The sequence below is a fragment of the Streptomyces sp. NPDC059853 genome (assembly GCF_042731495.1).
Lineage (GTDB): Bacteria > Actinomycetota > Actinomycetes > Streptomycetales > Streptomycetaceae > Streptomyces.
The window spans coordinates 1-24890 of sequence record NZ_JBHWJL010000055.1 but is presented as its reverse complement, the minus strand read 5'-3'; the positions used below and the strand labels follow the sequence as shown (position 1 = coordinate 24890).

23 protein-coding genes are annotated in these 24890 nt (G+C 71.7%); 13 read left to right on the top strand and 10 right to left on the bottom strand.

What is annotated here, in order from left to right; genetic code table 11:
* Window positions 1-556 (top strand): NADPH-dependent F420 reductase (npdG, locus tag ACFV5N_RS08945; protein ID WP_385596079.1); only part of this gene is annotated, 556 nt, incomplete at its 5' end.
* Between the two features lie 23 nt (window positions 557-579).
* A complete protein-coding gene (locus tag ACFV5N_RS08940; protein ID WP_385596076.1) occupies window positions 580-792 on the top strand; it encodes a hypothetical protein in 213 nt (70 codons plus the stop codon).
* 40 nt (window positions 793-832) lie between these two features.
* Here ACFV5N_RS08940 and ACFV5N_RS08935 read toward each other — a convergent pair whose 3' ends face one another.
* From ACFV5N_RS08935 to panB, 3 genes are all read right to left on the bottom strand, one after another.
* Window positions 833-1666: an ABC transporter permease gene (locus ACFV5N_RS08935; protein WP_385596074.1), complete on the bottom strand. Its 834-nt coding sequence runs from the start codon at window positions 1664-1666 to the stop codon at window positions 833-835.
* A complete protein-coding gene (locus ACFV5N_RS08930; RefSeq protein ID WP_385596071.1) occupies window positions 1663-2673 on the bottom strand; it encodes an ATP-binding cassette domain-containing protein in 1011 nt (336 codons plus the stop codon). Before ACFV5N_RS08930 ends, ACFV5N_RS08935 begins: the two co-directional genes overlap by 4 nt.
* Window positions 2674-2748: 75 nt before the next feature.
* Complete coding sequence (gene panB / locus ACFV5N_RS08925) at window positions 2749-3612, bottom strand: 3-methyl-2-oxobutanoate hydroxymethyltransferase (RefSeq protein ID WP_385596068.1); 864 nt, start codon at window positions 3610-3612, stop codon at window positions 2749-2751.
* A 232-nt stretch (window positions 3613-3844) separates the two neighbouring features.
* Between panB and ACFV5N_RS08920 the strand changes: the two genes are divergently transcribed.
* From ACFV5N_RS08920 to ACFV5N_RS08905, 4 genes are all read left to right on the top strand, one after another.
* Window positions 3845-4849: an endonuclease/exonuclease/phosphatase family protein gene (locus ACFV5N_RS08920; protein ID WP_385596065.1), complete on the top strand. Its 1005-nt coding sequence runs from the start codon at window positions 3845-3847 to the stop codon at window positions 4847-4849.
* 138 nt (window positions 4850-4987) lie between these two features.
* A complete protein-coding gene (gene htpX / locus ACFV5N_RS08915; RefSeq protein ID WP_385596062.1) occupies window positions 4988-5887 on the top strand; it encodes a zinc metalloprotease HtpX in 900 nt (299 codons plus the stop codon).
* A gap of 78 nt (window positions 5888-5965) precedes the next feature.
* Window positions 5966-6550, top strand: coding sequence for a hypothetical protein (locus ACFV5N_RS08910; RefSeq protein WP_385596059.1), 585 nt, complete (start codon window positions 5966-5968; stop codon window positions 6548-6550).
* Between the two features lie 221 nt (window positions 6551-6771).
* Window positions 6772-7827, top strand: coding sequence for a terpene synthase family protein (locus ACFV5N_RS08905; protein WP_385596056.1), 1056 nt, complete (start codon window positions 6772-6774; stop codon window positions 7825-7827).
* Here ACFV5N_RS08905 and ACFV5N_RS08900 read toward each other — a convergent pair.
* Genes ACFV5N_RS08900 through ACFV5N_RS08880 form a run of 5 tightly spaced genes read right to left on the bottom strand, consistent with a single transcriptional unit; the run spans window position 7781 to window position 12237 of the window.
* Complete coding sequence (locus ACFV5N_RS08900) at window positions 7781-9337, bottom strand: cytochrome P450 (protein WP_385596053.1); 1557 nt, start codon at window positions 9335-9337, stop codon at window positions 7781-7783. The genes ACFV5N_RS08905 and ACFV5N_RS08900 overlap by 47 nt on opposite strands.
* Window positions 9334-9963 carry an ATP/GTP-binding protein gene (locus ACFV5N_RS08895; RefSeq protein ID WP_019432973.1) on the bottom strand — a complete coding sequence of 210 codons (630 nt, stop codon included), beginning with the start codon at window positions 9961-9963 and terminating at the stop codon, window positions 9334-9336. The genes ACFV5N_RS08900 and ACFV5N_RS08895 overlap by 4 nt, the downstream gene beginning before the upstream one ends.
* Entirely contained in the window at window positions 9944-10342 is a 399-nt protein-coding gene (locus tag ACFV5N_RS08890) for a DUF742 domain-containing protein (protein ID WP_019432972.1), read from the bottom strand. Before ACFV5N_RS08890 ends, ACFV5N_RS08895 begins: the two co-directional genes overlap by 20 nt.
* Window positions 10339-10749, bottom strand: a complete 411-nt coding sequence (locus tag ACFV5N_RS08885) for a roadblock/LC7 domain-containing protein (protein WP_385596050.1) — start codon at window positions 10747-10749, stop codon at window positions 10339-10341. Before ACFV5N_RS08885 ends, ACFV5N_RS08890 begins: the two co-directional genes overlap by 4 nt.
* 24 nt (window positions 10750-10773) lie before the next feature.
* Window positions 10774-12237, bottom strand: a complete 1464-nt coding sequence (locus ACFV5N_RS08880; protein ID WP_385596047.1) for an ATP-binding protein — start codon at window positions 12235-12237, stop codon at window positions 10774-10776.
* Window positions 12238-12828: 591 nt separating this feature from the next.
* Here ACFV5N_RS08880 and glnA point away from each other — a divergent pair.
* Window positions 12829-14190, top strand: a complete 1362-nt coding sequence (gene glnA, locus ACFV5N_RS08875) for a type I glutamate--ammonia ligase (protein WP_026047291.1) — start codon at window positions 12829-12831, stop codon at window positions 14188-14190.
* On the top strand, window positions 14187-17225 hold the full coding sequence (locus tag ACFV5N_RS08870) for a bifunctional [glutamine synthetase] adenylyltransferase/[glutamine synthetase]-adenylyl-L-tyrosine phosphorylase (protein WP_385596045.1): 3039 nt from the start codon (window positions 14187-14189) through the stop codon (window positions 17223-17225). The genes glnA and ACFV5N_RS08870 overlap by 4 nt, the downstream gene beginning before the upstream one ends.
* On the opposite strand, the gene ACFV5N_RS08865 is transcribed toward ACFV5N_RS08870, so the two are convergent.
* Window positions 17210-18082 carry a phosphatase PAP2 family protein gene (locus tag ACFV5N_RS08865; RefSeq protein WP_385596042.1) on the bottom strand — a complete coding sequence of 291 codons (873 nt, stop codon included), beginning with the start codon at window positions 18080-18082 and terminating at the stop codon, window positions 17210-17212. The genes ACFV5N_RS08870 and ACFV5N_RS08865 overlap by 16 nt on opposite strands.
* Before the next feature lie 175 nt (window positions 18083-18257).
* Window positions 18258-19289: a LacI family DNA-binding transcriptional regulator gene (locus tag ACFV5N_RS08860; protein WP_385596039.1), complete on the bottom strand. Its 1032-nt coding sequence runs from the start codon at window positions 19287-19289 to the stop codon at window positions 18258-18260.
* 330 nt (window positions 19290-19619) lie between these two features.
* Between ACFV5N_RS08860 and ACFV5N_RS08855 the strand changes: the two genes are divergently transcribed.
* The 5 genes from ACFV5N_RS08855 to ACFV5N_RS08835 form a co-directional block, all read left to right on the top strand.
* A complete protein-coding gene (locus ACFV5N_RS08855) occupies window positions 19620-20891 on the top strand; it encodes an extracellular solute-binding protein (RefSeq protein ID WP_385596036.1) in 1272 nt (423 codons plus the stop codon).
* Window positions 20892-20949: 58 nt separating this feature from the next.
* Window positions 20950-21912 (top strand): carbohydrate ABC transporter permease, encoded by a 963-nt coding sequence (locus ACFV5N_RS08850; protein ID WP_385596033.1) that lies wholly within the window; start codon window positions 20950-20952, stop codon window positions 21910-21912.
* A gap of 2 nt (window positions 21913-21914) precedes the next feature.
* On the top strand, window positions 21915-22877 hold the full coding sequence (locus ACFV5N_RS08845; RefSeq protein ID WP_385596031.1) for a sugar ABC transporter permease: 963 nt from the start codon (window positions 21915-21917) through the stop codon (window positions 22875-22877).
* A gap of 54 nt (window positions 22878-22931) precedes the next feature.
* A complete protein-coding gene (locus ACFV5N_RS08840; protein WP_385596028.1) occupies window positions 22932-24596 on the top strand; it encodes a glycoside hydrolase family 13 protein in 1665 nt (554 codons plus the stop codon).
* Window positions 24589-24890 (top strand): LacI family DNA-binding transcriptional regulator (locus ACFV5N_RS08835; protein ID WP_385596025.1); only part of this gene is annotated, 302 nt, incomplete at its 3' end. The genes ACFV5N_RS08840 and ACFV5N_RS08835, both read left to right, overlap by 8 nt.

Below are 24890 nucleotides of genomic sequence, written 5' to 3'. Positions count from 1 at the left end.
GATCATCGGATCGCGGGCCGCCGAACGGGCCGAGGCCGCCGCCGCCGAGCTGGGGCTGGGCATCCGCGGGCTGGACAACGCCGGCTGCGCCCGGGAGAGCGACATCGTCATCGTCGCCGTGCCCTGGGACGGCCACGCCAAGACCCTCACCGCCCTGCGCACCGAACTCGCCGGCAAGCTCGTCGTCGACTGCGTCAACCCGCTCGGCTTCGACAAGCAGGGGGCCTACGCCCTCGTCCCCGAGGAGGGCAGCGCCGCCCAGCAGGCCGCCGCCCTGCTGCCCGAGTCCCGGGTCACCGCCGCCTTCCACCACCTGTCCGCCGTGCTCCTCCAGGACCCCGAGGTCACCGAGATCCCCACCGACGTCATGGTCCTCGGCGAGGACCGGGCCGACTGCGAGACCGTCCAGGCCCTCGCCCAGCGCATCCCCGGGATGCGCGGGGTCTTCGCCGGACGGCTGCGCAACGCCCACCAGGTGGAGTCGCTGGTCGCCAACCTGATCTCGGTCAACCGCCGCTACAAGGCGCACGCCGGGGTCCGGCTCACCGACATCTGACCCGCTCGGGGAGAATGGGGCGCATGTCTTCCAGCGCACCGGCCCCCGGCACCACCACCGACCGCACCACCCGGCGGCTCGCCCTGTACGCCCTGATCATCTGCGTGCTGGCGGTGGCCGCCGCCGTGGTGTCGTTCGTCAACGGCAGCTTCCTCGGCATCCTGTGGGTGCTGATCGCGGGGCTGGCCTCCAATATCGCCTGGTTCGCGCACAAGAGAGCCGCGGCCGGCCGCTGAGAGCGGCCCGCCGCGGCCCGGTGGCGCGCGCCGGGAGCGCCTACACCTTCTTGCGGAACTTCGCGATCGCCAGCGGCGCCGTCACCAGCGTGATGGCCACCGACCACAGCACCACCGACAGCGCGGGGCCGCCGACGTCACCGGTGCCGTTGATCAGGTTCCGTGACGCCTCGGCCAGCTGCGACAGCGGATTGACGTCCGCGAACGCCTGGAGCCACCCGGGCATCGTCTCCGTCGGCACGAAGATCGACGAGCCGAACTGGAGCGGCATCATCACCATGAACGCCATCCCCTGGATGGCCTGCGCACTGCTCATCGTCAGGCCCAGCAGGATGAAGATCCAGGTCAGCGAGGCCCCGAACAGCGTGGACAGGCCCACCGCGGCCAGCAGCTCCAGCCAGCGGCCGTTCAGTTCGAGACCCACCGCGAGACCCACCACCAGCAGCACCGCCATGGTGACCAGCAGCCGGCCGATCTCCACGACAACCTTCGCGATCAGCACCGAGGAACGGGCGATCGGCATGGACCGGAACCGGTCCATCACGCCCTTGCTGAAGTCCTCGTGCACGCCCGTGCCCACCGCCATCGCGATGCTCAGGCCCATCATGGCCATCAGCCCCGGCACGATCCAGTTCGGATAGCCGCCGCCCTCCCCGGCGATCGCCCCGCCGAAGACGTACACGAACAGCAGCGTGAACACGATCGGCATCAGCAGCGCGTCGGCCATCGATTCCGGGTTCTGCTTGATCTGCAGCGCGTTGCGCCGCACCAGCGCCCCGATGTGCCGCAGATTCGCCCGCAGCCCGATCCGGCCGTCCTCGGAGCCCTGCACCGGCGCCGGGGCGGGCCTTTCCTGTGTCGTGGTGGCGCTCATGCCTTCGCCGTCTCTTCCTCTGCCTCGTCCGTCTTCGCCGCCGGCCGGCCCGTGATCGACAGGAACACCTCGTCCAGGCTCGGCAGATGGATGCCGATGTCCGCGATGCCGTACCCCCGCGCCCCCAGCAGCCCGACCACCGCGGTCAGCTGCTCGTCACTGATGATCGGCACGCTCAGCGCCTCACCCGCCGGGTCCGTGCCCGCGCCCGCGATGCCGTCAAGACCCGCCTCGGCCACCGCCGCCGCCATCAGCGGCAGCTGGTCCGGGTCCACCGGGCGGACCAGCAGCGTCCGCCCGCCCACCTTGGCCTTCAGCTCGCGCACCGTGCCCTCGGCGATGACCTTCCCGTGGTCCACCACGGTCAGCTCGGTCGCCAGCTGCTCGGCCTCTTCCATGTACTGCGTGGTGAGCAGCACCGTGTTGCCGTCGGCGACGATCCGCTTCACCTCGTCCCACACCTCGTTGCGGGTCCGCGGGTCCAGGCCGGTCGTCGGCTCGTCCAGGTAGAGCACCCGGGGCCGGCCGATCATGGACGCGGCCAGGTCGAGGCGGCGCCGCATGCCGCCCGAGTACTTGCCGACCGGCCGCCTGGCCGCCTCGGTGAGCGAGAACCGCTCCAGCAGCTCGTCCGCCCGCCGCCGGGCCTCGGGGCGGGAGAAATCGAGCAGCCGCCCGATCATGTACAGGTTCTCCCAGCCGGAGAGCTTCTCGTCCACCGAGGCGTACTGGCCGGTCAGCCCGATGGTGCGGCGCAGCGCGCGCGGCTGGCGCACCACGTCGTACCCCGCCACCATCGCCGTGCCGGCGTCCGGTATCAGCAGGGTGGACAGGCAGCGCACCAGCGTCGTCTTGCCCGCGCCGTTGGGGCCGAGGACACCCATCACGGTGCCCTCGCGGACATCCAGGTCGATGCCGTCGACTGCCTTGGTCTCCCCGAAATGCTTGACCAAGCCGCGGACCTCGACGGCGTTCCGCCCGCGGCCGGGGGTGTTCACTCGCGTCATGGACCCCAGACTGCCAGGGCCCACCGACAAGTCACCGACAGAGTGCCGACACCCCGGCCGCGGACAGCCCGCGAGTCAGGAACGGAAGCTGTGCTCGGGAGCCGGGTACGCCCCCGACACCACGTCCTCGGCGAACGCCTTCGCGGCGTCCCCCAGGGACTCGCGCAGCCGCGCGTACTGCTTCACGAAGCGCGGCATCCGGCCACCGGGCCAGTCCGTCATCCCGGCCATGTCGGTCCACACCAGCACCTGCGCGTCGCACTCCGCGCCCGCCCCGATGCCGACCGTCGGGATGTGCAGCGACCGCGTGACCTCCGCGGCCAGCTCCGCCGTCACCAGCTCCAGCACCACCGCGAACGCCCCGGCGTCCTGCACGGCCTTCGCGTCCCGCAGCAACTGCTGGGCCGCCTCCTCGCCGCGCCCCTGCACCGGGTGGCCGCCGAACGCCAGCACCGACTGCGGAGTGAGCCCCACATGCGCCATCACCGGGATGCCGGACTCCACCAGCAGCCGGATCTGGTCGGCGGAGCGCTCGCCGCCCTCCAGCTTCACCGCGCCGACCCCGGCCTCCTTCAGCAGCCGGGTGGCGCTGCGCAGCGCCTGCGCCGGGCCCTCCTGGTACGAGCCGAACGGCAGGTCGCCGACGATCAGCGCCCGCCGCGTGCCGCGCACCACGGCCGCCGACAGCATCGTCATCTCGTCGAGGGTGACGGGCACGGTGGAGTCGTAGCCGAGGTGGGTGTTGCCCATCGAGTCGCCGACCAGCATCACCGGGATGCCGGCCTCGTCGAAGACGGAGGCGGTCATCGCGTCGTAGGCGGTGAGCATCGGCCACTTCTCGCCGCGCCGCTTGGCCGCCGCTATGTCACGGACAGTGATACGACGGCTGCTCTTGCCCCCGTACAGTCCCGGATTCCGGGCAGCGTTCTGCTGCGTCATCGCTGTGCTCCATTCGTCGTCTCGAAGCGCCGTCACGGCGTCCCCGGATCGCCTCCCATGGTCGCACCGATCCCCGGGCACCGGAAGCGGCCCGGACGGAACCCGGCACCCTCTCCCGGGCGTCCCCGTCAGTGGCCGGGTGTTCACCCCGGCAGCCTGCACGGATGCGCTCGGGAGTCCCGGTTCGCGTAAGGTTCCGGGGGCGGAGAGCGACGGTTGGTGAGGGCGGCGCATGACTTTGGTGGACACCCCGGGGGACGACGGAACACCACCGGAGGCGCCCCGCCGGGCCCGCGCGCGCTGGAGCGACCGGGTGGGCCGCTGGCGCCGCGGCGTGATCATCGCGGCGGCGGCGGTGCTGCTGGCCCTGACGATGCTGCTGCACTCCCGGATCCCCAACCGGATCGGCAACCTCGGCAGCCTGCTGGAGACCTTCCTCCCCTGGGCCGGCCTCGCCATCCCGGTACTCGCCCTGGGCGCCGTGCTGCGCCGCTCGGTCACGGCCCTGGTGGCGCTGCTGGTGCCCCTGCTGGTGTGGCTCAACCTCTTCGGCGGACTGCTGCTGGACAAGACCGGCAGCGGCGGCGCCCTCATGGTGATCAGCCACAACGTGGACGCCGACAACGAGGACCCGGCCGGCACCGCCGCCGACCTGGCGGCCACCGGCGCGGACCTCATCGCCCTCCAGGAGCTGCCGCAGGGCAGGAGCGAGCCGTACGAGGAGGGCCTGGCCGAGGCGTACCCGTACCACACCGTGATCGGCACCGTCGGGCTGTGGAGCCGCATCCCGCTCGGCGAGACCACCGAGGTGGACATCGGCATGGCCTGGCCCCGGGCGCTGCGCACCACCGCGCACACCGACCAGGGCGAGGTGGCGGTCCTGGTGGCGCACCTGCCCTCGGTACGGGTGCAGTTCCGGGCCGGGTTCACCGCCGAGCAGCGCGACCAGGCGGCCGAGATGCTCGGGCGGGCCATCGCGGACGAGCCGCTGAGCCGGCTGCTGGTGCTCGGTGACCTCAACGGCACGATGAACGACCGGGCGCTCGCCCCGGTCACCTCCCAGCTGCGCTCCACCCAGGGCGCGGCGGGCGCGGGCTTCGGCTTCAGCTGGCCGGCGGACTTCCCGGTGACCCGGATCGACCAGATCCTGGCGCGCGAGCTGGAGCCGGTGTCCTCCTGGACCCTGCCGGCCACCGGCAGCGACCATCTGCCGGTGGCGGCCCGGCTCGACTTCTGAGCCGGGGGCGGGCCGCGCCCGCCCGGGCCGGGCCGTCCCGTCCCGTACGTCCGGTTTTCCGGCCTTTCTCCGAACGGCCGGCCGGCCGTTTATGTTGGAGAGGTGGGGAACCGCCCCCAGCAGGAGGAAGCGACAGACATGGCCCGTACCCGTTTCGCCCCGGACCGGGGGCTCACCCGGCGCATGGTGACCACCATGTTCCTCATCGGGCTGCTGTACGTCGTGTTCGTCGGCGTCCTGATCGCCCTGCTGGGCAAGGCATGGCCGCTGATCGTGCTCATCGCGGGCGGGCTCTTCGTCGTCCAGTTCTGGTTCAGCGACCGGATCGCGGCCTACAGCATGGGCGCCCGCGAGGTCACCCCCGAGCAGGCGCCCGAGCTGCACGGGGCGGTGGACCGGCTGTGCGCGCTGGCCGACATGCCCAAGCCCAAGGTCGCCATCGCCGACACCGACGTCCCGAACGCCTTCGCCACCGGGCGCAGCCAGCACAAGTCGCTGGTCTGTGTCACCACCGGGCTGCTGCGCCGGCTGGAGCCCGACGAGCTGGAGGGGGTGCTGGCCCACGAGATGTCCCACGTGGCGCACCGCGACGTCGCCGTGATGACCATCGCGGGCTTCCTCGGCGTGCTGGCCGGACTGATCACCAGGATGGCCCTGTGGGGCGGTCTCGGCCGGGCCCGCGGCAACAACAACCAGAACATCGCCCTGCTGCTGATCCCGCTGATCAGCGCGGTGGTGTACGTGATCAGCTATCTGCTGACCCGGCTGCTCTCCCGCTACCGGGAGCTGGCCGCCGACCGGGCCGGCGCCCTGCTGACCGGGCGGCCCTCGGCGCTGGCCTCCGCGCTGACCAAGATCTCCGGCCAGATGGCGCGGGTGCCCACCCGCGATCTGCGGCAGGCGGAGCCGTTCAACGCGTTCTACTTCGCCCCGGCGATCTCCGGCGAGAGCATGAGCAATCTGCTGTCCTCGCACCCGACCCTGGAGAAGCGCCTCGACCAGCTGGGCCGGATCTCGGCCGAGCTGGGCCGGCCGTAGGACGCCCCGGGGGCGCCCCCGTAGGATCGGCAGCCCCGTCCTCCGCCCGACCCGACCGCCGAAGGTGCTGATCCTCCCGTGGGCTTCCTCGACATCATCCTGGGCCGCAGCAAGCCGGTGAAACCCGACCTGGACCAGCTGTTCGCGGTGCCGTCCGCCGCGCTGACCCTGGAGGCCGGCGCCGGGTTCACACCCACCGGGCGCGGCTCGGTGTGCTTCGCCAGCGTGGAGGGCGGCGCGTTCTCCCGCATCCAGGAGGATGTGCGCGGGTTGCTGGACGCCGACACCGCCACCGGCGGGGTGCCCGTCGAGTACAGCCAGGACAGCTACGGCTACACCTGGCTGCTCGCCGAGCACGACCCGTCCGACGCGGCCGGTCTGGTCAACGATCTGCACGCGGTGAACACGCTGCTCCAGGACGGCGGCTTCGGGCCGCAGCTGCTGTGCTCGCTGATCGGCTTCATCGACGACCGGGACCGTCCGCTGGCCCTCGTCTACCTCTACAAGCGGGGCACGTTCTACCCCTTCGCGCCGGTGCCGGGCGGCGGCGAGAAGCGCGACACCCCGCTGGAACTCCAGATGCGCGGTCTGCTGGAGAACGATCTGCGGCTGGAGAAGGATCTCAGCCGCTGGTTCCCGGTCTGGGGCGCCCCGGGCCTGTGAGCCCCAGCTCTTTTCCCGCTCCTCTTTTGTCACTTCCGCCTCGCCCGTTACCGAAGATCACCCGGATGGCAGCAAAACAAGCGGAATGATCCCCTCCAAACGCAAACATTCGGTCAGGATCGTGCGGGTACAGATTGCCGGAAAAGGCAGCAGGGCAAGGAACTCCACGCCCCGCGAATGAACGGATGTTCATGGGAGGGGCTGGAGAGAGAGGAGGTCGCATGCCGCAGAACGTCACCTTCTTCCTGCCGTTCGAGACCGGATCGAATCCCGAGGCAGCCCGCGCCGGTGAACACCACCTCGACTGGATCCGCGCCCACGGCCTGGTGCGCGGCGAACACGCCCTGCGCCGCTACCGCGAGTGGCTGCTCACCGATCTCGCCGGCTACGCCTACCCCGAAGCCCGCGGCGCCGACCTCGACCTGGTGACCGACGCCGTCTGCATCGGCTTCCCACTGGACGACCAGTTCGACGGACCGCGCGGCAGCCACCCCGAGCACGTGGCCCGGCTCAGCGCCGAACTCGCCGCCATCCCCTACCGCGCACCCGGCACCCCGCCCGAACTGGACACCCCCCTCACCCGCGCCTACACCGATGTGTGGCAGCGCAGCGCCGAGGGCATGTCCGAGCAGTGGCGCGGCCGCGCCGCCGCCACCTACACCCGCTTCTTCCGCGCCTATGTCGAAGAGGCCCACAATCGGCGCTCCGGCGCCCTGCTGGACGAGAAGACCTACATCACCCTGCGCCGCGAGGCCGTCGGCACCGGCCCCTGCTTCGACCTCATCGAACGCGCCGGGCACTTCGAACTGCCCGAGGAGCTGTACTGGAGCCCCGGCGTGCAGACCCTGCTGCGCAGCGCCACCGACGTGATCTTCCTCTGCAACGACGTGCACTCCGTGGAGCGCGAAGAGGCCCAGGGCGACCCGCACAACCTCGTCCTCATCACCCAGCGCACCCGGGGCTGTTCGCGCGCCGACGCCCTGGAGCGGGTCGGCGCCCTGGTCCGCAACACCGTGCGCGGCTTCCAGGACACCGCGCACACCCTCCTCGAACGGTACGCCGGGACCCCCGAGCGGGACCTCCTCGCCCGGCACATCGCCGGTCTGCGGCACTGGATGATCGGCAACCAGCGCTGGGGCACCGCCTCGGCCCGCTACGCCACCGAGAACATCGGCGTCGAGGTGATCCCGGACGACATCGGCGCGGCGGGAGCCGGCCGCCCCGGCGCGCTCAGCGGCCCCACAGTCGGCTCCACCAGCCCCGCCGTCCGTCCCTGAGCCCGGTCCCCGGCCCGTGACCGGTGCCGGGGCCGGAGCGGTCCGGATGCTGGACCGCCGTCAGCACGCCCGACTCCGTACGGGCGCCGCGCGCCAGCCGGTCCCGGGCCGCCGCGTGCTGGACGGCGCGGTGCCCCAGCTCCTCCGGGGTGAACCGGATCGGCGCGATCGGTGTCGGCGCGTCCCTGGGCGTGAACCGCACCGGCAGCCGGTCCAGGTGCCGGGACCAGGTGGAGGCGGACCAGGTCAGCTCGTCCGCCTCGATCGTCATGTGGATGTCCGGCAGCCGGTACAGCAGCGCCTCGATCGCCGACCCCGTGATGGCCCGCCCGATGTCCGCGCCGGGGCACTCGTGGGCGCCACTGGTGAACGACAGGTGCGAGCGGTTGCCGTACATCATCGTCCCCGGCGCGGGCCGCACCACCGGGTCCACATTGCCGGCCGACAGGGCCAGCAGCATGGCGTCGCCCTTCTTGATGTGCTGGCCGCCCAGCTCCATGTCGAACATCGCGAACCCGCCGGGACAGACCGCGATCGGCGGCTCGTCCCACAGCACCTGTTCCACCGCCGCCGGCAGCGTCATCCGGCCGCCGTGCAGCGACCCGCGGAACCGGGGGTGGGTGAACACCACGCGCAGCGTGTTGACGATGAGGTTGGTGGTGGTCTCGTTGGCGGACACCAGCACCAGCCGCAGATGGTGCAGCACTTCCTCGTCGGTGAGCCGGGCCGGGTGCTCGATCAGCCAGCTGGCCAGGTCGGAGCCCGGCGCCTCGTGCTTGGCCGCCACCAGCTCCCGCAGCCGCCGCTGGATGAACTGGTCGGCCGTCACCGCCTTCTCGGTGCCGATCAGCAGCTGCCGGGCCGCCTCCGTCATCGGCGGGCCGTCCTCCTCGTCCAGCCCGGCCAGCCGCCCCATCACCCGCATCGGCAGCAGCTGCGCGTACTGGCTCAGCAGCTCGGCCTCGCCCGCGTCCACGAACTCGTTGATCAGATGGTTGGCGTACCGGGCGACCAGCCGGCGGATCGCCCGCCGGTCGAACCGCTCCAGCGACTCGTTGACGGCCCCGCGCAGCCGGTGGTGCACCGCGCCGTCCTGGTGCGTGGCGTCCGGGCCCCAGGCCAGCACGGGGGCGATCGGGTCGTGCGGACCCACCACCCCGTTCTGCCAGTCGCGCCAGTTGCGGCCGTCCCGGCTGTAGCGGCGCGGATGCCGGCACACCTCCAGGATCTCGTGGTAGCCGAGGACCAGCCACGCCGGGACGTCGCCCTCCAGCAGTACCGGCGCCACCGGGCCGTGCTCGGCGCGCAGCCGCTCGTACAGCCCGATGGGATCGGCCGACGCCTCGGGACCGAACAGCCGGGTCACCCCGCCGGGCCCGTACGGACCGACCGGCTGCGCCGTGCCGGAGACCACCGCACCCGAGGCGCCGCCCGCGTGCGCCGGGCAGCCGGGCGGTGGCTGCGCACCCGGCGTCCGGAAACCTGACGCGTCGGCAGCGGGCCCGCTCATCGTGTGACCTCCGAGGGTGCTTGGGTGGCATTCGTGTACAGATAACGCATCAGGGTCAGCAGGACGTCGCGGCTGGACTCCAGCATCCGCGCGTCGCAGTTGACCAGCGGGACGTCCTCGCCGAGGTCGAGGGCGGAGCGCAGCGCCGCCACCGAGTGCAGCGGCGCGTCGGGGAAGTTGTTGACGGCCACGACGAAGGGCACGTTGCCGGCCTCCAGCCGGTCCATCGCCTGGAAGCTGTCCTCCAGCCGCCGGGTGTCCACCAGCACCACCGCGCCGAGCGCCCCCTCGATCACGCCGTTCCACAGGAACCAGAACCGCTGCTGCCCCGGGGTGCCGAACAGGTAGAGCACCAGCTGCTGGTTGAGGGTGATCCGGCCGAAGTCCATGGCCACGGTCGTGTCCGTCTTGTGCTCCACCCCGCGCAGCGAGTCGACCCCGACGCTGTTGCGGGTCATGGTCTCCTCGGTGGTCAGCGGGCGGATCTCGCTCACCGAGCCGACCATCGTGGTCTTGCCCACGCCGAAGCCGCCGACGATCACCACCTTGACGGACTTCTCCGTCGAGGCGGGCAGCAGATCCTCCGGCCGTGGGCCCAGGGAGAGGTCAGAGCCGTTGTAGTCCATCGATCAAAGCCTTCAGGGTGTCGATATCGGGATCCGTCGCGGAGCGCTGCGGCATCGCACTTCTCGCTTCCCTGACCTCCACGTGGGAGTTGGCCACCAGGTCCGCCAGCAGCACGTTGACCGCGCTGAACGGCAGATCGATGTACGCGGAGATCTCGGCCACGGACAGGGGGTTGCCACACATCCGCAAGATGGCCGCCTGCTCGGGATGCATACCGGAGGAGGGAGCGGACCGGGACACGACCAGCGTGACCAGATCCAGGACTAAGTGGTCCTCCTTGCCCTCACTGCGCCCGCCGGTGATGACATACAGCGGTACGGGGGCCTCGTCCTCCTGGCCGTCCGCCCCGCCGCTGCCGTCCCGCCGTTTCCGGCTCATGGCGCCGCCTGTTCGGGGGCGCGCGCCGCACTGGACAGATGCTCTCCGAGCCGCAGTACGAGGTCCCGCATCCGCTGGCTGACCATGGTGGCGCTCACCTCGGCGCTCGCGGTCACCGCGAGGTAGGAGCGGGAGCCGGCCGACATCAGATAGAAGAAACCGCCCGTCAGCTCCAGCACCACCATCCGTACGTCGTGCTCCTCGTCGGGGAACTCCATCGCCACGGACTGCGCCAGGCTCTTGAGGCCGGAGCCGGCGGCGGCCAGCCGCTCCCCGGCGTCCCGGTCGTCGCCGTGCTGAGCCATGCACAGTCCGTCTGCGGACAGCAGGACGATGTGCCCGATGCCGGGCACGGAGGACGCCAGGTCCTTCAGCATCCAGTCCATGTTCATCAGCCGCTGTGTCACGTGCTCTACCACCTGTTACACCCTTTACTTCCGGAGGTCGTTGCCGGTCGGCTGATCGGCGGAGGAATGGTCCGTGCCACTGGGGTGCCCGCCGTCGGCCGCCGCGAGCCCGGCGAAGAAGTCGGAGACCCACAGCCCCGACTCCACCTGGCGGGCGGTCTTGCCGCCCGGCCGCTCGGCGCCCCCGCCGCCGTCCCCGGCGGTCGGCGGCGCGGCGCCCCGGCCCGGCTGCGGCTGCCGCGCGGGCTGCGCGGCGGCGCGCCGTGGCTTGTCGAACGCCCGGTTGCGGTGCCGCTGGGGCAGGCCGTTCTCGTTGCGCTCGTACGCGATCTCTTCGTCCTCGTCGACCGGGCGGGCGAGCCCCGGGGCCATCACCGGGTGCGGCTTGGGACGCATCCCGGGGATCGGGTACTTGGGCTCGGGGAGCTGGGTCAGCAGTTCCTGCGGCACGAAGACGACCGCGCGCACCCCGTTGCCGGTGGAGGGGCGCAGCGTCAGCCGCAGTCCGAACCGGTTGGACAGGATGGAGGCGACCCGCAGCCCGACCCGGGCGGTCTCGCCGAGGTCGGAGAGGTCGAGGCCGTCGGCGGCCTGCTTCATCAGGAACTCGGCGTGCTTGCGGGACTCCTCGGTGAGCCCCATCCCCTTGTCCTCGATGGAGATCTCGACACCGGCGGCGACCTCCTCGGTGTTCATCACCACGGAGGTGCTGGGCGGGGAGTAGCGGCAGGCGTTGTCCAGCAGCTCGGCCAGCACGAGGATGACGGACTCGGCCGCCGGGCCGATGACCGCGATCTCGGCGACGTGGTGCTGTTCGACGCGCAGGTACTCCTGGATGGGGGCGCTGCCGGCCCGCATCACGTCGTAGAGGGAGATCGGCCGCTGCCAGCGCCGCATCGGGGCGCCGCCGCCGAGGACGGCGAGCGAGGTGGCGAACCGGCCGGTCACGTTGATGCCGTGCTCCAGGTGCATCAGGTCGCCCAGGATCTCCGGGCCGCCGTGCCGGTACTGCATCTTGTTGATGTCGTCCTGGAGGCGGTGGATCTCGGACTGGATGCGGCAGGAGATGTTGACGATGGCCCGGTTCGCGGAGTCCTTGGCGTGCTCGCGTTCCTGGACGGCGACACCGGACTTGAACAGCGCGGTGTAGTAGGAGGCGCCGATCTCCGGGTCGCTGGACAGCTCGCTGTGGTCGCGGGGCGTGACCTCGGAGGGCGAGGCCCCGTCCTGCACCTTGTCGAGGACCACCGGGAAGATCTTCCAGGCGAGGTGGTGGGCCTCCTTGCGCCGGGTCGCACGCTCGGTGGCCAGCTGCTCCTTGAGGGCGGCCAGGGCGAGCCCGCGGCGCGCCACCTCGGCGGAGAGCGCGGCCACCAGGATCATGGCCACCACCGCGCACCACGCCACCGCCGCCCGCTGCTCGCCGCTCACCAGCAGCAGGGCGGCGACGGCGCCGACGGCGGTGAGCGCCGGCGGCACGATCCACACGCCCGGGCGCGGGGGACGCTCACTCCGCTGTAATGAACCTGCTCGCACCATGGGCTTCCTCACTAGCGTTGCGATGGACAGTGGTGATGGACAGAGGGCTGCGGTTGCGGATGAGGAGGGGGTATGCCTCTGACATACGTGCGTCCGCTCGCGGGCTGCGGCCACCCGGCCGCGACTAGCTGTAGTGGTCGCAACTCGCTATGTGACAGGGAGAGTACGGGGCCGCAAGCCCCCGGCGCAGCGAGTTGGGAAAACGTCCCCCGAACGAGTCCGTGAGCGGGGGCGCGCACGGGCGTGACAAGCCGATGAACTGCGTGGATGCGCCGGGGCGCGTGCTCAAACACGTACCGCACATGCATGGCCAAAGCTCATCGGGCGCCTGGCCGGTTCGGATTGCCCCCGGCACACTCCACCGGCAGGACACCGCCGGTGCGCCCTCCCGCCACCACCCCTCCCGGCCGCCTTCACCGGCCGTCCCCGACCCGCCGCCGTACCGGCAATGCCACCGAAACCGGCGGGCGTGATACTGGAGGGCGACGGATGAGCTTCCGTGCGCCAGAATGAGCGTTGTGACCTGCGAGGATGGTGGCCATGGATAAGCAGCAGGAGTTCGTGCTCCGTACCCTGGAGGAGCGTGACATCCGGTTCGTCCGGCTGTGGTTCACCGATGTGCTGGGCTTCCTCAAGTCCGTCGCCGTCGCCCCGGCCGAACTCGAACAGGCATTTGACGAGGGGATCGGCTTCGACGGCTCCGCGATCGAGGGCTTCGCCCGCGTCCACGAGTCCGACATGATCGCCAAACCCGCGCCCAGCACCTTCCAGGTCCTGCCCTGGCGCGCCGAATCCCCCGGCACCGCCCGCATGTACTGCGACATCCTGATGCCGGACGGCTCACCCTCCTACGCCGACCCCCGCTACGTCCTCAAGCGCGCCCTCGCCAAGAGCTCCGACCTCGGCTTCACCTTCTACACCCACCCCGAGATCGAGTTCTTCCTCCTCAAGGACAAGCCGGTGGACGGCACCCGCCCCACCCCCGCCGACAACTCCGGCTACTTCGACCACACCCCGCAGAACGTCGGCATGGACTTCCGCCGCCAGGCCATCTCCATGCTCGAATCCATGGGCATCTCCGTGGAGTTCTCCCACCACGAGGGCGCCCCCGGCCAGCAGGAGATCGACCTGCGCTACGCCGACGCCCTCTCCACCGCCGACAACATCATGACCTTCCGGCTCGTCATGAAGCAGGTCGCCCTCGAACAGGGCGTGCACGCCACCTTCATGCCCAAGCCGTTCTCCGAATACCCCGGCTCCGGCATGCACACCCACCTCTCCCTCTTCGAAGGCGACCGCAACGCCTTCCACGAGACCGGCGCCGAGTACCAGCTCTCCAAGATCGGCCGCTCCTTCATCGCCGGACTCCTGCGGCACGCCGGCGAGATCTCCGCCGTCACCAACCAGTGGGTCAACTCCTACAAGCGCATCTGGGGCGGCACCCAGCGCACCGCCGGCGCCGGCGGCGAAGCACCCAGCTACATCTGCTGGGGCCACAACAACCGCTCCGCGCTCATCCGCGTCCCCATGTACAAGCCCGGCAAGACCGGCTCCACCCGCGTCGAGGTCCGCTCCCTCGACTCCGGCGCCAACCCCTACCTCGCCTACGCCCTGCTGCTGGCCGCCGGCCTCAAGGGCGTCGAGGAAGGCTACGAACTGCCGCCCGGCGCCGAGGACGACGTGTGGGCCCTCACCGACCGCGAACGCCGCGCCCTGGGCATCGAACCCCTCCCGCAGAACCTCGGCGAGGCCATCAACCTCATGCAGCACAGCGAACTCGTCGCCGAAACCCTCGGCGAGCACGTCTTCGACTTCTTCCTCCGCAACAAGCGCCAGGAATGGGAGGAGTACCGCTCCGAAGTGACCGCCTTCGAGCTGCGCAAAAACCTCCCGGTCCTGTGACGGCACCCGCCACCCCGCCCGGCGCGCGGCGGCCCGGGCGCTTCGGCCAGCTGGCGCGCCGCGGATTCACCGATCCGCGCGCCGCCGGCGTCCTCCTCGACCACGAGGCGCTGCGCCCGGCCGGCGACGACGGCGTCCTGCTCGACGCCCTCGCCGCCACCGCCGACCCCGACCTCGCGCTCGCCGCCCTCGTCCGGCTCGCCGAGGCCCAGCCGGACGGGGACCGGGCGGTCCTCCTGGACACCCTGCTGTCCGCCAAACCGCTGCGCGACCGGCTCCTCGCCGTCCTCGGCGCCTCCGAAGCCCTCGGCGACCACCTCGCCCGCCACCCCGTCGAATGGCGCACCCTCACCGCCTTCGACACCGCCGACCTGCACCCCGGCATCGAGGAGTTCACCGCCGCGCTCGCCGACGCCGACGACCCCGACAGCCTGCGCGTCGGCTACCGCCGCGCCCTGCTCACCATCGCCGCCCGCGACATGACCGGCACCACCGGCTTCGCCGACACCGCCGCCGAACTCGCCGACCTCGCCACCGCCACCGTCCGCGCCGCGCTGCGCATCGCCTCCGCCGAGGCCCCCGACGACGCCGCGGGCTGCCGCCTCGCCGTCATCGGCATGGGCAAATGCGGCGGCCGCGAACTCAACTACGTCTCCGACGTGGACGTCATCTTCGTCGCCGAACCCCCCGAAGGCGCCCCGGAGGGCGCCGAGGCCGCCGCCCTGCGCGCCGCCACCCGGCTCGCCTCCCGCATGATGCGGATCTGCTCCGACACCACCGCCGAGGGCACCATCTGGCCCGTCGACGCCAACCTGCGCCCCGAGGGCCGCAACGGGCCCCTGGTGCGCACCCTGGCCAGCCACCTCGCCTACTACGACCGCTGGGCCAAGACCTGGGAGTTCCAGGCCCTGCTCAAAGCCCGCCCCGTCGCCGGCGACGAGGAACTGGGCCGCCGCTACGCCCGCGCCGTCGCCCCCCTGGTGTGGCAGGCCGCCGACCGCGACAACTTCGTCCCCGACGTCCAGCGCATGCGCCGCCGCGTCGAGGAGTCCATCCCCGCCGACCGCGTCGAACGCGAACTCAAACTCGGCCCCGGCGGACTGCGCGACGTCGAATTCGCCGTCCAGCTGCTCCAGCTCGTGCACGGCCGCACCGACCCCGCCCTGCGCCACGCCACCACCCTGGACGCGCTGGCCGCCCTCGCCGACGGCGGCTACATCGGCCGCAAGGACGCCGCCACCCTCCACGACTCCTACCGGTTCCTGCGCACCGTCGAACACCGCCTCCAGCTGTACCGGCTGCGCCGCACCCACCTCATGCCCGAGGACGAGCCCGACCTGCGCCGCCTCGGCCGCTCCCTCGGCCTCACCGCCGACCCGGTCGCCGAGGTCACCGCCGCCTGGCGGCGGCACACCACCGCCGTCCGCCGGCTGCACGAGAAGCTGTTCTACCGGCCGCTGCTGGAAGCCGTCGCCGGCCTGGAGGACGGCGGCGTACGGCTCGGCCCCGAGGCCGCCCGCGAACGGCTGGTCGCCCTCGGCTACGCCGACCCGGCCGCCGCCCTGCGCCATCTCGCCGCCCTCGCCTCCGGCGTCACCCGCAAGGCCGCCATCCAGCGCACCCTGCTGCCCGTCCTGCTGGACCGCTTCGCCGACTCCGCCGACCCCGACGCCGGACTGCTCGGCTTCCGCAAGGTCTCCGACGCCCTCGGCACCAGCCCCTGGTACCTGCGGCTGCTGCGCGACGAGGGCGCCGCCGCCGAGAACCTGGCCCGGGTGCTCTCCGCCGGACGGCTCGCCCCCGACCTGCTGCTGCGCGCCCCCGAGGCCGTCGCCCTGCTCGGCGCCCCCGAAGGACTCGCCCCGCGCGGCGCCGCCGCCCTGCGCCAGGAGGTCCTGGCCGCCGTCGGCCGGGCCGCGACCCCCGAGGACGCCGTGGCCGCCGCCCGCGGCGTGCGCCGCCGCGAACTGTTCCGCACCGCCGCCGCCGACATCGTCGGCGCCTACCGCCCCACCGGCGCCCCGCCCGGCGAAGGCCAGGGCCCCGCCCTCGACCTGGTCGGCGACGCCCTCACCGACATCAACGCCGCCACCCTCGCCGGAGCCCTGCGCGCCGCCGTCCAGGACCGCTGGGGCGCCGAACTCCCCACCCGGTTCGCCATCATCGCCATGGGCCGCTTCGGCGGCCACGAACTGGGCTACGGCTCCGACGCCGATGTGATGTTCGTCCACGAACCGCGCGAGGGCGCCGACCGCGCCGAAGCCGACCGCGCCGCCTTCACCGTCGCCAACGAACTCACCCGGCTGCTCCAGCTCCCCTCCACCGACCCGCCGCTGCTCATCGACACCACCCTGCGCCCCGAGGGCCGGGGCGGCCCCCTGGTGCGCACCCTGGAGAACTACGCCGCCTACTACCGGCGCTGGTCACTGGTCTGGGAGAGCCAGGCCCTCCTGCGCGCCCAGCCGGTGGCCGGTGACCCGGACCTCGGCGCGCGCTTCATCGAGCTGATCGACCCGCTGCGCTACCCGCAGGACGGGCTCACCGAGCAGGACGTCCGTGAGATCCGCCGGCTCAAGGCCAGGATGGAAGCCGAACGGCTGCCGCGCGGCGCCGATCCGACCACCCACACCAAGCTCGGCCGCGGCGGACTCTCCGACATCGAGTGGACCGTCCAGCTGCTCCAGCTGCGGCACGCCGCCGCCGTCCCCGGGCTGCGCACCACCCGCACCCGCCGGGCCCTGGCCGCCGCCGAGGCGGCCGGGCTGCTGGACGCCGAGGACGCGGCCGTGCTGGACGCCGCCTGGATCCTGGCCTCCCGGGTGCGCAACGCGGTGATGCTGGTGCGCGGCCGCCCGCAGGACACCTTCCCCACCGACCCGCGCGAACTGGCGGCCGTCGCCCGCTACCTCGGGTACGAGCCGGGGGCCGCCCGGCAGCAGGACACCGGCAGCGGCGGCCAGATGATCGACGACTACCGGCGCACCACGCGCCGCGCCCGCACGGTGGTGGAGCGGCTGTTCTACGACGGGGACTGAGCGGCTTCCGCCGCCGGCGGGGGAGGGGCCACCCGGCGCGGCAGCCGGTACGGCGAGGAGCCGTACCAGAGCCGGGCGACCGTGTACCCGAAGCCCAGGCAGACCAGCCCGCCCACCGCGTCCAGCCAGAAGTGGTTGGCGGTGGCCACGATCACCAGCAGGGTCAGGGTCGGGTACAGCACGCCGAGGATCTTCACCCACAGCGGCCTGGCCAGCACCGCTATCGTGATGCCGCACCACACCGACCAGCCGATGTGCATCGACGGCATCGCCGCGTACTGGTTGGAGACCGACTGCATGCTCTCCGACTGGAACGAACCCCAGGTCTGGTACACCTGGCCGGTGTCGATGAAGTCCATGCCCTCCATCAGCCGGGGCGGCGCCAGCGGATAGAAGTAGTAGCCGATCAGCGCCACACCGGTGGTGGCGAACAGCACCAGGCGGGTGGCCCCGTACCGGCCGGGGTGCCAGCGGAACAGCCACACGAGCACGCCGATGGTCACGATGAAGTGCAGCGTGGCGTAGTAGTAGTTCATCGGCACGATCAGCCAGGTCACGGCCTCGATGCCGTGATTGACCGCGCGCTCGAAGGCCAGCCCGAGGGACTTCTCCAGATCCCAGATCCACTGCGCGTTCGCCTGCGCCTGGTCCTCCCGGGTGGGGGCGGCGTTGCGGATCATGGAGTAGACGCCGTAGCTGACGGCGATGAGCAGCAGCTCGAACCAGATGCGCGGACGCCGGGGTACGCGCAGGGCCCCCAGCCGTCTGTCGCGGGACGGGGGCTCCGTGTGCTTGTCGGTCACGCTCCCCGCATCCACTCGCTGTTCACTGTCCGGCTCGACGCTTGTTGCCCCCATGGACGCACAGTCTGCCAGAGTCCGGACGCTTGCCCGATCATCCTCCAGTCGGGTTTCCTGCCCTAGGGGATCCGCCCCGGGACGGACGGCGCGGTCGCCGTCGAGCCCCGGACCACCAGCTCCGGCAGGCTGTGTCCTCCCGGGGGCACCCCCCGTACCCCCGGCCGCGCCTCCGTCACGCGTCCCCACTCGCCCGGCGCGCGGTCGCCGTCGAGCCCCGGACCACCAGCTCCGGCAGGAAGACGAACTCGCTGTGCGGAGCCGGGGTGCCCCCGATCTCCTCCAGCAGGGCGCGGACCGCCGCCTGGCCCATCGCCGGGACGGGCTGGCGGATGGTGGTGAGCGGCGGGTCGGTGAAGGCGATCAGCGGGGAGTCGTCGTAGCCGATCACCGACACGTCCGCCGGGACGGCGAGGCCGCGCTGGCGGGCGGCGCGGATCGCGCCGAGCGCCATCATGTCGCTGGCGCAGATCACCGCCGTGCACCCCCGCTCCAGCAGGGTGGTGGCCGCGGCCTGGCCGCCCTCCAGGGTGAACAGCGAGTGCTCGATCAGCTCGCCGGCCGCCGCCTCGTCCAGCCCCAGGTCCTCGGCGGCGCCGCGCAGGAAGCCCTCGATCTTGCGCTGCACCGGGACGAAGCGGGCCGGGCCGAGGGCCAGCCCGATCCTGCGGTGGCCGAGCGAGACGAGGTGGCTCATCGCCAGCCGCATCGCCGCCCGGTCGTCCGGCGAGACGAAGGGGGCGCGCACCCCGGGCGCGAAGCCGTTGATCAGGACGAACGGCACCCCGTTGCCGCGCAGCCGCTCGTAGCGCTCCACATCGGCGGAGGTGTCCGCGTGCAGCCCGGAGATGAAGATGATCCCGGCCACCCCGCGTTCCACGAGCATCCCGGTCAGCTCGTCCTCCGTGGAGCCGCCCGGGGTCTGGGTGGCGAGCACCGGCGTGTAGCCCTGCCGGGTCAGGGCCTGCCCGATGACCTGGGCGAACGCCGGGAAGATCGGGTTCTCCAGCTCGGGGGTGATCAGCCCGACCAGTCCCGCGCTGCGCTTGGCCAGCCGCGCCGGGCGCTCGTAGCCGAGCAGGTCCAGGGCGGCCAGGACGGATTCGCGGGTGGTGGCGGCGACGCCCGGCCGGCCGTTGAGCACCCGGCTGACGGTCGCCTCGCTGACCCCCGCCTGGGCTGCGATGTCAGCTAGCCGTGCGGTCACCCAGTGGACCTTACCGGCCGCCCCGGGACGTGCCCACCGGGCCGGGGGAACTGTACCGGGTTGTGGGCATTGCGCCCGGTGGCCCGGCCGGTGGATTCACCCGGACGGCCGGGCGGCGGGTGCCGGAACGCGCCGGGGTAGCGCCACCGGCGCACCGGTCGCCGGAGCCGCTGGAACGGTTGGCGCGGCAGGCTTGCAGAAATTTGCCGCAAGGTCTTTCCAAAGGATGACGCCGCTGTTACGTTCCTGATCGGCCCGGCGTGGCGAGGGAGCCACGCCTAGGGTGGGACACAGCCCCCTAAACCGGGCGGAACGCTTGAAGGAGTTCACATGCGGCGCAGCATAGGGACGACGACTGCCGCTCTGGCGGCACTGACGCTTGCGGTAACGGCTTGCGGTGGTGGCGACGGAGGGGACGGGGGCGGCGGAGCCGCCGCGGACGGGGAGCTGTCCGGCACCATCACCTACTGGGACACCTCCAACGAGACCGAGGCGCAGGTCTTCCAGGCCATCGCCGAGGAGTTCGCGACCCAGCACCCGGGCGTCACCGTCGACTATGTGAACATCGGCTTCGACGACGCGCAGAACCGCTTCAAGAACGCCGCCGCCGCCAACGAGGCGCCCGACGTCATGCGGACCGAGGTGGCCTGGGTCGCCGACTTCGCCAGCCTCGGCTACCTGTGGCCGCTGGACGAGACCCCCGCCCTGGAGAACCAGGAGGACTTCCTGCCCCAGGCGTGGGCCAGCACCCAGTACGAGGGCGCCACCTACGCCGTGCCGCAGGTCATCGACACCCTGGCGCTCTTCTACAACAAGCAGCTGCTGGCGGACGCCGGCGTCGAGGTGCCGCAGTCCCTCGACGAGGTCAAGGCGTCCGTGCCGGACTTCCAGGGCGTCGGCGCCGTGCCGATGTACCTGCGGGGCGACGACCCGTACTGGTTCCTGCCGTTCCTGTACGGCGAGGGCGGCGACATGGTCGACGCCGAGGAGCGCGAGGTCACGATCGACAACGAGGCCGGGATCGCCGCGTTCACCCGCATGCAGGACATGGTCACCTCGGGGGCCGCCATCACCGACACCAGCGACGGCTGGGAGAACATGATGAGCGCCTTCAGCAAGGGCGACGTCGCCATGATGATCAACGGCCCGTGGGCCATCAACGACGCGGTCGCCGGCCTCGGCGACAACCTCGGCGTCGCCCCGGTGCCCGCCGGTTCCGCCGCGCAGGCCGCGCCGCAGGGCGGCTGGAACTACGCGGTCTACGCCGGCACCCCGGAGAGCGAGTCCCCGGCCGTCTTCGAGTTCGTCAAGTACATGTCCTCCGCCGCCACCCAGCAGCGGATCACCGAGGAACTGAGCCTGCTGCCCACCAGGACCTCCGTCTACGACGTGCCGTCCGTGCAGGGCAACGAGATGGTCCAGTTCTTCAAGCCGGCCGTCGACGTGGCCCACGAGCGCCCGTGGATCCCGCAGGCCCAGTCCCTGTTCGAGCCCATCGGCGACAGCGTCGAGGCGATGCTGATCGGCTCCGTCCCCCCGGAGAAGGCCGCCCAGCAGACCGGCGACGCCTACCGCGACGTCCTCGACGACTGGCTCGACTGAGCGGGCGGTCCGGTGCGAATCCCACGGACGTGTGAGACGAAGGGCGGCGAGCGAGCACATGGCTGCTGACGCGGTGAGGACCCGGCTCGGGAAGGGCGCCAGAACGCGCCGCACCCTGGCGAACTACTGGTACGCCTGGGCGATGATCGCCCCGGTGGTCGTCGTGATCACCGGCATCATCGGCTGGCCCCTGGTGCGCGGTGTTTTCCTGTCCCTCACCAATGCCAACGAGGCCAACGTCGAACGCCAGATCGGCGTCAACAAGATGGAGGCCACGTACGAGTTCGTCGGCCTGGAGAACTACGCGGACATCCTCGGCGACAGCAAGTTCTGGGACCGGCTCGGCTGGACCATGGTGTGGACGGTCTCCTGCGTCGCCATCACCTTCCTGATCGGCCTGGCCCTGGCCAACATGCTGAACCGGACCTTCCGGGGCCGCACGCTGTACCGGATGGCGCTGATCCTGCCCTGGGCGATCCCGGCCTTCGTGTCGGTCTTCGCCTGGCGGATGATCTTCAACGAGCGCAACGGCATCCTCAACAACCTGATGGAAGGCCGGGGCATCGCCGGCATCCACTGGCTGAGCGATCCCACCTGGGCCAAGTTCGCCGTCATCGCGGTCAACGTCTGGCTGGGCGTGCCCTTCATGCTCATCGCCATGCTCGGCGCGCTCCAGTCCATCCCGGCCGAGCACTACGAGGCCGCCGAGATGGACGGCGCGGGACCCTGGCAGCGGTTCTGGAACATCACGCTGCCCGGGGTCCGCTCCGTCTCCATGACCGTGGTGCTGCTGAGCACCATCTGGACCTTCAACATGTTCCCGGTGATCTTCCTGCTCACCCGGGGCGGCCCGGCCGGCTCCACCGACATCCTGGTGACCGAGGCGTTCCGGCTCGCCTTCATCAGAAGCCCGCGCGACTTCGCCAACTCCGCCGCCTGGGGCGTCCTGATCCTGCTGCTTCTGGTCCTGTTCGCGATCTCCTACCGGCGGGCACTGCGCAAGCAGGGAGAGGTGTGGTAGCCATGGGCGCCGAGACAACACGCTTCGACTCCGGCTCCACCTCGGCCGGCACCCGCACCGGCCCCGGCTCCGACCCCGGCCGCGGCGACATCCCGCAGTCCGGCGGCGCCGGCGGCGGCAGGGGCAAGCGCCCGCGGCGGCGCGGCGAACGCGGCCCGCTCGCCTCCTTCGGTCTGCACGCCACCCTGCTGTTCGCCGCCGTCATCGCGGTCTTCCCGCCGCTGTGGCTGCTGGTGACCTCCTTCAAGCCGAAGAGCGACACCTTCACCATCGCGCTCATCTCCAACTTCACCCTGGACAACTACGACCATGTGCTGAACAACACCAAGTTCCTCACCTGGTTCGGCAACTCCCTGCTGGTCGTGGTCACCACCACGGTGATCGGGGTGTTCATCTCCTCCACCACCGGCTACGCGCTCAGCCGCTTCCGTTTCCCCGGCATGCGCCCGCTGATGTGGACCCTGCTGATCACCCAGATGTTCCCGATGGCCGTGCTCATCGTGCCGCTGTACAACCTGATGTCCCGGTACGGGCTCCTCAACCGGCCGATCGCGCTGATCGTCACCTACCTCACCATCGCGGTGCCGTTCTGCGCCTGGATGATGAAGGGCTTCTTCGACACCATCCCGGTCTCCATCGACGAATCGGGACGGGTGGACGGACTCTCCCCGTTCGGCACCTTCTGGCGGCTCATCATGCCGCTGGCCCGCCCGGGCCTGGCCGTCACCGGCTTCTACACCTTCGTCACCGCCTGGGCCGAAGTCGCCTACGCCACGGCCTTCATGACCGGCGAGAGACATCTCACCCTCGCCGGCGGCCTCCAGACCTTCGTCAACCAGCACACCCAGGACTGGCATCTGATGACCGCCGCCGCCGTCCTCATCGCCGTACCCGCGACCCTGGTCTTCGGCTACGCGCAGCGGCACCTGCAATCCGGGCTCACGGCCGGCGCCACCAAGGCCTGACCACCCCAGCCCCGCAGTCCCCCCAACACCTTCACGACGAGCCACAGGGAAGACATGACCCAGCACCTCGCCGGCCCCACCACCCACGCCACCGAGACGCCCGGCTGGTGGCGGGACGCCGTCATCTACCAGGTCTACCCCCGCTCCTTCGCCGACGGCGACGGCGACGGCATGGGCGACCTGCCCGGCATCCGCGCCCGGCTCCCGTACCTGGCCGACCTCGGTGTGGACGCCGTCTGGCTGAGCCCGTTCTACGCCTCCCCGCAGGCCGACGCCGGCTACGACGTCGCCGACTACCGGGCCATCGACCCCATGTTCGGCACCCTCCAGGACGCCGACGACCTGATCCGCGAAGCCCACGACCTGGGCCTGCGCGTCATCACCGACCTGGTCCCCAACCACTCCTCCGACCGCCACGAGTGGTTCCGCCGCGCCCTGCGCGAGGGCCCGGGATCCCCGCTGCGCGAGCGCTACCACTTCCGCCCCGGCAAGGGCGAGAAGGGCGAGGAGCCGCCCAACGACTGGGAGTCCATCTTCGGCGGCCCCGCCTGGACCCGCACCACCAACCCCGACGGCTCGCCCGGCGAGTGGTACCTCCACCTCTTCGCCCCCGAACAGCCCGACTTCAACTGGGACAACGAAGCCGTCCGGGACGAATTCCGCTCCGTGCTGCGCTTCTGGCTCGACATGGGCGTCGACGGCTTCCGCATCGACGTGGCGCACGGCCTGGTCAAGGCACCCGGGTTGCCCGACATGGGTCACAGCGGCCAGCTGAAACTGCTCGGCACCCAGGAGATGCCGTTCTTCGACCAGGACGGCGTCCACGAGATCTACCGCAGCTGGCGCGCCATCCTCGACGAGTACCCCGGGCAGCGCATCGCCGTCGCCGAGGCCTGGACACCCAGCGCCGAGCGCACCGCCCGCTACCTGCGCCCCGGCGAACTCCACCAGGCGTTCAACTTCCACTATCTGAGCACTCCGTGGGAGGCCGGCGCGCTGCGCGAGGTCATCGACTCCTCGCTGGACTCCATGCGCCCGGTCGGCGCCCCCACCACCTGGGTGCTCTCCAACCACGACGTGGTGCGCCACCTCACCCGGCTCGGCGGCGACCTGGGCCGGGCGCGCGCCGCCACGCTGCTGATGCTGGCGCTGCCCGGCTCCGCCTACCTCTACCAGGGCGAGGAACTCGGCCTGCCCGAGGTCACCGAACTCCCCGACGAGGTACGGCAGGACCCGGCCTTCTTCCGCCGCGCGCCCGACGAGGACACCGACGCGGGCGGCCAGGACGGGCTGCGCGACGGCTGCCGGGTGCCCATCCCGTGGACCAGCGAGGGCCCCTCCTACGGGTTCGGCACCGGCGGCAGCTGGCTGCCGCAGCCGGGGGAGTGGGCCAAGCTCGCCGTCTCGGCCCAGCTCGGCGACCCCGGCTCCACCCTGATGCTGTACCGCACCGCGCTGTCGGTGCGGCGCGAGCAGCCGGCGCTCGGCGCGGGCGACGCGGTGGAGTGGCTGGAGGCGCCCGAGGGCGTCCTGGCCTTCCGGCGGCACGGCGCGGACGGCAGCACCGTGCTCGTCCTGGCCAACACCACCGGCGCCGACGTCACCCTGACCGGCGAACTGGCCTCCCCGGGAACCCTCCTGCTGGCCAGCGGCCCGGTCCCGGCCGCCGGTGACGTCCTGCCCGCCGACACCACCGCCTGGTGGACGACGCATGGCTGACGCCGCGCCCGCCCGGCTCGCCGATATCGCCGGACAGGCCGGGGTCAGTGAGGCCACGGTCAGCCGGGTGCTCAACGGCAAGTCGGGGGTCGCGGCGGCCACCCGTCAGCGGGTGCTCGCCGCCCTGGACGTCCTGGGGTACGAGCGCCCGCTGCGGCTGCGGCAGCGCAGCGCGGGCCTGATCGGCCTGGTCATACCCGAGTTGACCAACCCGATCTTCCCGGCCTTCGCCCAGGTCATCGAGCAGGCACTGGCCTCGCACGGCTACACGCCGGTGCTGTGCACCCAGAGCCC